At 71.6% G+C, this 3,358-nt stretch carries 4 protein-coding genes and 1 pseudogene; 3 read left to right on the plus strand and 2 right to left on the minus strand.

The features are described 5' to 3' along the window. Positions 1-453 (plus strand): annotated as a pseudogene (locus IJH84_RS14830) (amino acid permease); the annotation flags it as partial. Between the two features lie 39 nt (positions 454-492). Here the strand turns inward: IJH84_RS14830 and IJH84_RS14835 are convergent. Then, entirely contained in the window at positions 493-720 is a 228-nt protein-coding gene (locus IJH84_RS14835; RefSeq protein WP_200070648.1) for a hypothetical protein, read from the minus strand. Positions 721-940: 220 nt separating this feature from the next. After that, positions 941-1,681, minus strand: a complete 741-nt coding sequence (locus tag IJH84_RS14840; RefSeq protein WP_200070647.1) for an IclR family transcriptional regulator — start codon at positions 1,679-1,681, stop codon at positions 941-943. Positions 1,682-1,793: 112 nt separating this feature from the next. Here IJH84_RS14840 and IJH84_RS14845 point away from each other — a divergent pair, with 112 nt between their 5' ends. Both IJH84_RS14845 and IJH84_RS14850 read left to right on the plus strand, forming a co-directional pair. Continuing rightward, complete coding sequence (locus tag IJH84_RS14845; RefSeq protein WP_295145441.1) at positions 1,794-3,122, plus strand: MFS transporter; 1,329 nt, start codon at positions 1,794-1,796, stop codon at positions 3,120-3,122. Between the two features lie 14 nt (positions 3,123-3,136). Beyond that, the coding region (locus IJH84_RS14850; protein WP_295145443.1) for an alcohol dehydrogenase catalytic domain-containing protein at positions 3,137-3,358 on the plus strand (222 nt) is incomplete at its 3' end.

Consider the following 3,358-nt stretch of genomic DNA (forward strand, 5'->3'; position numbering starts at 1 on the left):
GGGTCGGCGACGCAGAGCGCGATCGCGCTGCTGTTCGTGGTGGTCTTCGCGATCGGCGGGTGGGATCCGATCGTCTACCTGTTCTTCTGGGGCGCCTCGCTCGGAGCGCTCGGCGTGCTGCTGCTGGTGACCGCGACCTCGCTGGCCGTGGTCGGCTACTTCCTGCGCAACGGTCCGGGCGGGCACAGCAGGTGGCGCACCTTGTTCGCGCCCGCGGCGGCGGTGGTGCTGCTCGGGCTGATCCTGGTGCTGACGCTGAGCTCGTTCGGCACCGTGCTGGGAGTCGCGCCCGGCGATCCGGCGGCCTGGTCGCTGCCGCTGCTGTACCTGGTGGTCGCGCTCGGCGGTGGCGCGTGGGGCATTTGGTTGCGCCGCAGCCGTCCCCGGACTTACGCCCGGATCGGGATGGGTGCGCACCCGGGGGCGGTCGACGATCGGAAGCAGCGGGTCTGAAAGCGGCCCACCGCCCGGTGAAGCCAGTCCGGGAGGACGCTAGGTCTGCGACTGCGCGCCCACGTAGTCGAACTCCCAGGTGTCGGCTCGGCCCGGCTCGGCGCGTTCGTAGATCAACAGCGGCGGAGCGGCCGCCGCGCGCGGCGGCTCCGGGCCGCGGACGGGCACGGTGATGCGCGGAACGGGATGCCCGGACGTGTCGGCGGGGACGGTGATCTCGCGGCCGTCCTCCGGTCCGCCGCGCAGCCGGACGCGAATCTGATCCACTGGTGGGTCTCCCTTCGCCGGTTCGCGGGGTCGGACTCCGCGGGCCGCCGTCCGGTTCCGTCGCTCACCGGATCGAGTGGTGCGCCACGAACCGGTTCCGTCGCTGCTGGCGTGGTGTCCAGGAAGGACGGTGGAAGGAGCCGCCCGCTGGGAGCACGCTGCTCGCAGACTCGATCACCGAGCGTACTCCCGGCGGATCACCGCCGAGCGGCGTTCGGCCTCACGTGTAGTGCGGAGCCAGCAGCCCGGCGGTTTCGATCAGCCGGGCGGAGTGTGCCAGCAGCTCGTCGCGGCTGAGCTGGAACGTGATCGTCGAGATGCTCACCCCGCCCACCGGACGTCCGGTGCCGTCCAGCAGCGGCGCGGCCAGGCACCGGATGGTCTCCTCGTTCTCCTCGTCGTCGATCGCGCAGCCCGCGGCGCGGATCCGCTCGAGTTCGCCTTCCAGCTCCGCGGTGCCGGTGATGGTGCGGTCGGTCTGCGCGGGCAGTCCGGCGGCCAGCGCGGCGGAACGCTCCTCGGCGGGCAGGTTCGCCAGGATCGCCTTGCCGATCGCGGTGCAGTGCAGCGGCAGCACGCCACCGATCCGCGAAGCCATCCGGTACGGCCCGGCGCTGTCCACCTTGCGCACGTAGATCGCGTGGTCGCCGCTGAGCAGCGCGACGTGCACGGTCTGGCCCACTTCGGCCTGGAACCGCTCCAGCAGCGTCTCGCCGCCGGAGCCCGCGGCCGCGGAGATCGTCGCCGACATCGCGTAGGCGCGCGGCCCGAGCGAGTAGCCGCCGTCGCCGTCGCTGACCGCGTAGCCGGCCGCGGTCAGCCCGCTCAGCAGCCGGTGCGTGCTGGGTTTGGCGATGCCGGTGGCCTTGGCGATCTCGCCGAGCCGGTGCGGGCCGCCCGGGTCGGCGACCGCTTCCAGGACGCGCAGCGTGCGCAGCGCGCTGCCTTCCGAGGCGCTCATCGTCCCCGCTCCCCCCGCTTCATTGCTTCCGGCCCGGTCCCGATCTACGCTACCGTTCGCTCATACAAAACGGTATTCCGTATTTCGGAACGTGGTGGCTCAAGGAGGAGCGATGACCACGCAGACCCCGCCGGAACGCCCGGCGCGTCCGCGAGGCCGGGCGAACAACCTGCGCTGGGGCATGGCGCTGCTGTGCTTCGTCGGGTTGTCGGTGAACTACATCGACCGCTCCGCGCTTTCCGTGGCGCTGCCGTCGATGAACCACGACCTCGGCTTCGACCCGAGCGTGCAGGGCCTGATCCTGGGCACGTTCTTCCTCGCCTACGCGGTGTTCCAGCTGCCCGCGGGCGTGCTGATCGACCGGATCGGGGTGAAGAAGTCCTTCGCGCTGGGCGCGCTGGTGTGGGGCCTGGCCACGATGCTCACCGGGTTGGTGACCGGGCTGATCGCGTTGCTGGCGTTCCGGTTCCTGCTCGGCGTCGGCGAATCCACCGGCTACCCGGGCTCGGCGAAGGTCGTCTCGCGCTGGTTCCCGCGCCACGAGCGGGCTTTCGCGAACAGCATCTGGGACAACGGCGCCCGCGCGGGCACCGCGATCGCGCTGCCGGTGGTGACCGCGATCATCGCCTGGGAGGGCTGGCGCGCGGCCTTCCTGGTCGTCGGCGTGCTCGCGCTGCTGTGGGTGGCGTGGTGGTGGTTCGCCTACCGCGAGCCGGAGGAGCATCCGAAGGTCACCGAGCAGGAACTCGCCTACATCGACGAAGGCGGCGCGCGCGGGGAGTCCACATCGGACGAAGGTCCGAAGGTGCGCTGGCGGGACCTGTTCCGCTACCGCACGGTGTGGGCGATGATGCTCGGCTTCTTCTGCCTGAACTACATCATCTACTTCTTCATCACCTGGTTCCCCAGCTACCTGGTGCAGGCGCGCGGGTTCGACCTGCTGGAGCTGGGCACGGTCGGCGCGCTGCCCGGCATCGTGGCGATCGGCGGCAGCCTGCTCGGCGGCTGGGTGTCCGACTCGCTGGTGCGGCGCGGGTGGAGCCTGACGCGGGCGCGCAAGATCTGCCTGATCCCGGGAATGCTGCTGAGCTCGGTCATCGCGCTCGCGGTGGTCGTGCCGAACGCGGCGAGCGCGGTGGTGCTGCTGTCGATCTCCTACGCCAGCCTGTCGTTCAGCGCCGCCTCGGTGGCTTCGCTGCCCGCCGACGTCGCCCCGCAGCCCGGGCAGGTCTCCTCGCTGGCGGGTATCCAGAACTGCGCGTCGAACCTCGCCGGGTTCATCGGGCCGATCGTCACCGGTGTGCTGCAGACCGTCAGCGGCGGGTCGTTCGTGGCGCCGCTGGTGCTTTCCGGCGCGCTCGGGCTGCTCGGCGCGTTCTCCTACGGGGTGCTGATCAAGCGGGTCGAACCGCTGCCGGTGCGGGAACCAGTGGCGGCATGAGTCGAGGAGGAACGTTGGAACGGGCCGCGGTGCTGCACGCGCCGGAGGACGTGCGCGTGCAAGAGGTCGAGCCGGAGCCGTTGCGCCCCGGCGCGGTGCGGATCGCGGTGGCCGCGACCGGCTTGTGCGGCAGCGACCTGCACTACTACGCCGACGGCCGGACCGGGCCGACCGCGCTGCGCCCGCCGACGGTGCTCGGGCACGAGTCGGCCGGGCCGATCACCGAGATCGGCGAC

Origin of the sequence: Saccharopolyspora sp. (assembly GCF_017434145.1) — a bacterium.
GTDB classification, from domain to species: domain Bacteria; phylum Actinomycetota; class Actinomycetes; order Mycobacteriales; family Pseudonocardiaceae; genus Saccharopolyspora_C; species Saccharopolyspora_C galaxeae.

Bases quoted from the DNA above. Each gene is read 5' to 3' on its own strand.
- IJH84_RS14840 (WP_200070647.1), bottom strand. From the start codon at position 1,681: ATGAGCGCCTCGGAAGGCAGCGCGCTGCGCACGCTGCGCGTCCTGGAA.
- IJH84_RS14845 (WP_295145441.1), top strand. From the start codon at position 1,794: ATGACCACGCAGACCCCGCCGGAACGCCCGGCGCGTCCGCGAGGCCGG.